The sequence below is a fragment of the Methanosarcina spelaei genome, from assembly GCF_002287235.1.
In the GTDB taxonomy this organism is placed as follows: Archaea; Halobacteriota; Methanosarcinia; order Methanosarcinales; family Methanosarcinaceae; genus Methanosarcina; species Methanosarcina spelaei.
The window spans coordinates 1-5957 of record NZ_LMVP01000122.1 but is presented as its reverse complement, the minus strand read 5'-3'; the positions used below and the strand labels follow the sequence as shown (position 1 = coordinate 5957).

General features: G+C 37.1%; 6 protein-coding genes. 5 read left to right on the top strand and 1 reads right to left on the bottom strand.

The features are described from left to right. The 5 genes from tnpC to ASJ81_RS08025 form a co-directional block, all read left to right on the top strand. A partial coding sequence (tnpC, locus tag ASJ81_RS08045; RefSeq protein WP_141241624.1) for an IS66 family transposase occupies positions 1-709 on the top strand: 709 nt, incomplete at its 5' end. Between the two features lie 513 nt (positions 710-1222). Further along, a complete protein-coding gene (locus ASJ81_RS08040; protein ID WP_095644031.1) occupies positions 1223-2023 on the top strand; it encodes an ABC transporter ATP-binding protein in 801 nt (266 codons plus the stop codon). Beyond that, positions 2020-2772: an ABC transporter permease gene (locus ASJ81_RS08035; protein ID WP_095644030.1), complete on the top strand. Its 753-nt coding sequence runs from the start codon at positions 2020-2022 to the stop codon at positions 2770-2772. Before ASJ81_RS08040 ends, ASJ81_RS08035 begins: the two co-directional genes overlap by 4 nt. 285 nt (positions 2773-3057) lie before the next feature. Continuing rightward, positions 3058-3684, top strand: a complete 627-nt coding sequence (locus ASJ81_RS08030) for a LysE family transporter (RefSeq protein WP_095644029.1) — start codon at positions 3058-3060, stop codon at positions 3682-3684. Positions 3685-4278: 594 nt separating this feature from the next. After that, positions 4279-4473, top strand: a complete 195-nt coding sequence (locus ASJ81_RS08025; RefSeq protein WP_095644028.1) for a hypothetical protein — start codon at positions 4279-4281, stop codon at positions 4471-4473. Between the two features lie 65 nt (positions 4474-4538). On the opposite strand, the gene ASJ81_RS08020 is transcribed toward ASJ81_RS08025, so the two are convergent. Beyond that, a complete protein-coding gene (locus ASJ81_RS08020; RefSeq protein WP_095644027.1) occupies positions 4539-5714 on the bottom strand; it encodes an IS66 family transposase in 1176 nt (391 codons plus the stop codon). Positions 5715-5957 lie beyond the last annotated feature (243 nt).

The following is a 5957-nucleotide window of genomic DNA, read 5'->3' as shown; positions in this document are numbered from 1 at the left end:
AGGAAAAAGACATTGGCTTCATGTAGCTTCTACTGACAAATACACCTGTTATTTTACTCATGCAAAAAGAGGATCCGAAGCTATTGATGCTATGGGAATTCTTCCAGAGTTTAAAGGGGTAGCAGTTCACGATGGATGGAAACCTTACAACAGTTATAATTGTGATCATGCTCTTTGCAATGTTCATCTCCAGAGAGAACTTACTGGAATTGAAGAGAATTATAAACAGCAATGGGCTAAAGATATGAATGAGCTGTTGTCTGAAATGAAAAAGTATGCTGATGAGTGTAAAGAGCAGGTCAAAAATCTAGATTTTGAACAAGTTAAGGCATTAGAAAAAAGGTTCAATGCTGTAGTCGCGAAAGGAATTGAAGAAAATCCACCTTCTTTAAATCCTGAAAAACGAGGAAAACGTGGTAAGAATCCAAAAACCAAAGCAAGGAATCTGCTTGATAGGTTTATAGAACATAAAGACAAGATTCTGAGATTCCTGACAGACTTGAAAGTTCCGTTTGAGAATAATCAAGCAGAAAGAGATGTCAGGATGATGAAGCTACAGCAGAAAATATCAGGAACTTTCAGAACTGCACGAGGAGCGGAAGCTTTCTGCAGAATTAGAGCATATATTTCCACAATAAGAAAGAATGGTTTACCTGTTTTAGAGGGTATTCTCGCGGCGCTCAATGTAGCGCCGCTAACTATACCCTGAATAGTTACAAAAATATAAAAGAAGAAATGGTGATTTGAGATATTTTAATAGAGATAATAGAAAGAAGATCTTAAAGAGCACTAAATATTCAAAAGCCAGTGGTACATTTCGACATAGGAAATATAAAGTAGCAGATTATTTATAACTGTAGTGTAATTTCCATAACAACACCGTTAGTTAATATAAAAAACACAGGGTTATATAAAGAATCACATAGTTATATAAATAGTCACATATTTATGTAATGAGATATGTGGTGTTGTATAATAAAAATTATAAATTCTGCTACACAGAATTCATAACTGGTGTATAATAAAGCTTATAAATGCTACAACGTCTTGAATAACAGAAGATTTCCAAAAAGATGCTTCTTTTATCCGAACTTTCTCAGGACTTCTCCAAGTTAGTTGAGGTTTGGAAATCTCTAACGGAATTATTTAACAGAAGAGATGTAATGAAGAATTCTGTTATTTATTCTTCCGTTATTGAAAAAAATCTTTTTCAGGTTCACCCATGCAAAACATACTCTCAGTCCAATCTCTCACAAAGAAGTTTGACGATTTTACAGCTGTAAAAGAGATAAGCTTCAACGTTGAAACCGGCTCGATCTTTGCTTTTCTCGGCCCAAATGGGGCAGGGAAGTCCACAACTATCAAAATGCTCACAACGGTTTTGAAGCCCACATCAGGGGAAATAAGCATTAACGGTTTCAATGCGCTTAAAGAACAGGACAAAGCCCGTGCATCTTTCGGAATAGTCTTTCAGGACTCCAGCCTTGATGAAGAACTGACTGCTTATGAGAATATTGTTTACCATGCAGTCATTTATAAAGTACCTAAAAAGGAGAGGGATGAAAGAATCCGAAAAGCCCTGGAAATTGTCGGTCTCTGGAACAGGCGGGAGGATTATGTTAAAAAATATTCAGGCGGCATGAAGCGCAGGCTTGAGATCGCTCGGGCGCTTGTCCATTACCCAAAAATTCTTTTCCTTGATGAGCCCACAGTTGGCCTGGATCCCCAGACTCGAAACTCTATATGGGACCATATCAAAAAGTTGAACGAAGAAAGAAATATGACAATTTTTTTAACCACGCATTACATGGAAGAAGCCGAAGCAGTTGCAGACCAGATTGCGATCATTGACCATGGAAAAATCATAGAGTCCGGCACTGTTGAAGAAATAAAGAAACGGACAGAAACCGAATCCCTGGAAGAGGCTTTTTTGAAATTGACAGGCAGGGACATCAGGGATGATAATGATTCCGGGAATAAAGTACGAACTATAAGAGGCATGAGGAGGAGGACCAGGCATTGATCGAGGTAATCTATATCCTCTGGCTCAGGCAGCTAAAACACTACTGGCGCTCAAAAGCGAGGTTGCTGGGGTCGCTCGGGCAGCCCCTGCTCTTTCTGGTAACATTTGGGTTCGGGTTCGGCCCAATGTATACAAGAGCAAGCGGAGGGGCAAACTACCTGGATTTTCTTGCACCGGGAATTGTTTCAATGTCTATCCTGTTTACGGCTGTATTTTCCGGGCTTGAAGTCATCTGGGACAGACAGTTCGGCTTTCTTAAGGAGACTATGGTAGCTCCGATCTCAAGGACAGAAATTATGATCGGAAAAACCTTTGGAGGTGCGACCATAGCCATGATCCAGGGCCTGATCGTACTGAGCCTGACTTATTTAATGGGGTTCAGGATTCCAAGCCTTGCAAGCCTGGCTGTCGGGCTGATCTTCATGTTCCTGATAGCTATCTTCTTTACAGGCCTGGGTCTTGCCATAGCCTCAAAAATGAAAGATATGCAGGGTTTTCAGTTGATCATGAACTTCCTGATTATGCCTATCTTCTTTCTTTCCGGCGCCCTTTTCCCCCTTGAGAATCTACCGCAAGCGATCTATTTTGTGAGCAGGATCGATCCTCTTACCTATGGGGTAGACGGCTTAAGAGGAGCCATTGCCGGAGTAAGTGTGTTTGGTATCTATAATGATCTGGCAGTAATAGGTTTACTCTCTGTTCTTGTTTGTTTGATCGGAGCATTCATGTTTTCAAAAATAGAGGCATAAACGCCTCTTTTTTCTCAAAATCTACAGGTTTGAGGTCCATAGTTTTGTATAACTTAAGGTGTATTATATATATCACTAATGATTATTCTTATATCATTATAGTACGATTAGATACATTTAAATCATTATATATCTTTAAATCAGGCATCTTATTAACTGAGATCTTATCAGCTGAGATCTGATTTACTGAGTTTGAAATTCACGTCTACTCAATATTTAAGGTAGTTCTTTTGATTGACATATCAAAAGAGGCATTTCTAAACATAGTAAAATGAGGCATTAAAGGTGCTAGGTCTTATTGAATTTTTAGCTCTTGGTTCATTTCTAGGCCTTGCTGCAGGAACATCTCCAGGCCCACTGCTTGCCGTGACCATTTCTGAAACTCTGCAGCATGGCAAGTGGGAAGGAATAAAGGTTGCAGTGTCACCTTTAATTACGGATCTGCCAATTGTTTTATCCGTATTGTTTGTGCTGTCGCATCTGACAAACTATGATTTTATCATCGGAGTCATTGCGTTTTTTGGAGCTTCGTATCTCATATATTCTGGAATCGAATCACTGAAAATCAAAAAAGACAGCATTGAATTAAAAGTAGAAAAAGAGAATGCCCTTAAAAAAGGAGTTATTGTGAATTTTGGAAACCCACATCCATATGTCTTCTGGTTTTCCATAGGTGGGCCGATAATTTTTAAGAGCCTGAATACTAATATTTCAGCTACAGGTCTGTTCATATTAGGATTTTATAGCTTTCTTGTCGGATCAAAAGTAGTAATTACATTAATTGTGGAAAAGTCAAAACCTTTTATAAACAGTAAATATTACTTTTCTATTATCCGTGCTTTAGGAATTGCACAGATTATCTTCGGATTGACTTTTATTAAAATGGGCTTGAGTTCCCTAAATGTTATGTAACTGTTCGTTTTGGATGTTTTATCCAGAAGTTATTTCACATTAACCATGTCGGTCATATCCCCTTGTCTATTCAGAAATTTAATTGAGAAAAATTTACTGGATCATTGCTCAAAAGTTAAAAGGAGAATCTGCTTGATAATAGATTAGATTCAGGAATTTAAGCTCTTCGAGTTCAGAATATCTAGAAACTGTAAACTGACCAGATTTTTAAGTTGCCAGGAATCCTGGATGCCATATAGTAGATCATCCAATAAGAAGAAATTACTTGACCAGGCTTATTACCTGAAAATTATGATGCTTTTATGTGTGTGTCTCTTCTACTAAGTATTACACTAAGATATTATAATAACATTAGGTAATATCAATTTAAAGAATAGTATTAAATAGAAGTACATCATATATACCTTTGTTCTAAAGACAAAGAAAAGCCTCCTAAATCTATTAATCGAACTTGCGACTGTAAATTCCTCACCTGTAATAGCAGGCAAGTGGGGAATTTCAGTTCAAGGGACTAAGTTTGTATGACAAATCAATAGTGTCATACTGCAAAGTTATGAAAAGTCTATGATGTCCAAGTACTGAGGTGTTATAGATATGCAGCAGATAACATTGCCTGACTGTGTTTATGGAGATCTGAATAAATTTATCTCTACAAGTTATTCCAAAAATTTACCACACCCTTTACTTATTGCTCAGGCATTTTGTTTGAGGTTCCAGGAGCACGGGAAAAAGTATGGTCTTTCTACAATAACCGATAATGTAGAATATATTATCAAAAACTATCATTAAATATTAAGCTAGAACCACTTTTTTAAACCTTTTTTCGTATCCTCTTCAAATTGAGTGGAAATCTCTCACTTTCCACTCACTGAACTTCTTTCTCTGATTAGTTGAGCTAAAGATGGCATCTCAAATATACTGCTGACTCTATCACATATGTACTGATATGCACTTACATCCAGTTTCTTTGCTGTCTGAACAATCGTCATAAATGTGTCGTTTGCCTTTGTTCCTTCCTCTGTTATAGTTTGAAGGCTGACATCTCTTTTTCTGACCTTTGCTCTTGCTGCCAGTTCCGCTGCATTGTTATGCAGCGGAATCTCTGGCAAACTCAGCACCTTTAACAGGTATTCTTTGTTCTCTTTCGTCTTAGCGATTCTTTCATCCAGCTTTTCATATCCTGTTTTGGTAGAAAACAACTGATCAAACTTAATGGACAATTGCTCCGCTACCTCTGAATCTGGTTTTATTCTAAACTTAGAAAGCTCACCATAAAAGTTCCAGTAACTGTCCAGAAAAGCTTTCAGCTTTTCTCTATGATAAGGAACTATTGGCCTCAATTTCTTGTAGTTTCTACCGTCATGAATCCAGCAAAGAGCATGATGATATGCAATTTGCCTGAATTGACGTGCATCATCACTCAAAAGTGTGGTAACCACAGGTATGTTTGTCATCTGATGATAGGCCGCAATTGCACCGGCTTCAAGAACTTTCTTCTTAGTAGTTTTTCTACCATACAAAAAAATACAATCCAATTTTCGACGCATTTCCTCGTCACTGAATATTTTGTTTTTTAAAGAAGAGAGCTTTTCTATCCATCTTTGGGAAACATTAAACGTTTTCATCAGATCAAATGCTTCAGTATTAAAGCAGTACGTTTTTTCTTTTCCACATAAAAGCACATCTAAAATGGTTTCCCGATTCTTATTTGGAACTGTAAAATAAGCAGCATAATAAGGATTACAAAGAATTTGAGTATAATAATTGACACCATTGACTCTTGCACCTGTATCATCAATCTGCTGATAAGGCGTAGCCTTAAGACCTTCCAGAAAAATCTCAGCTTTCTCCTGATGAAAGATATCAATATCTTTTGTCAAGATTCGAGAGATAGTGGCTTTAGATATATGAACACCAATATTTTTCAGGAATTCATGTATCTTGGGTTCTGAAACATTAGCAACATGATTAAGAGTAATTATCAAAGATTTGATCCCAGGACCAAACTCACCCTTTACGCCTTGTGGCAATTTTCCTGCATATGTTTTATGCTCAGAAGGAGAATAAAAAATCTCTATTCTGTAGTTTGTATTAACAGGCTTTATGTATATATCCTGAATTATTACGTCTCTATAACCTTTAAGATACGCATCACTGGGTAAGTTGGATCTATTAACTTTACATGTTTCAGTTCGATGAACCTCTATTTTATCCAGTTTCAGTACTTCGCTATTTTTTCATTTTGTATAAATGAGGTCATTCGAAACCTATAT

Excerpts from the sequence above, each read along its gene's own strand:
- ASJ81_RS08040 (WP_095644031.1), top strand. The coding sequence starts at position 1,223 with ATGCAAAACATACTCTCAGTCCAATCTCTCACAAAGAAGTTTGACGAT.
- ASJ81_RS08025 (WP_095644028.1), top strand. The coding sequence starts at position 4,279 with ATGCAGCAGATAACATTGCCTGACTGTGTTTATGGAGATCTGAATAAA.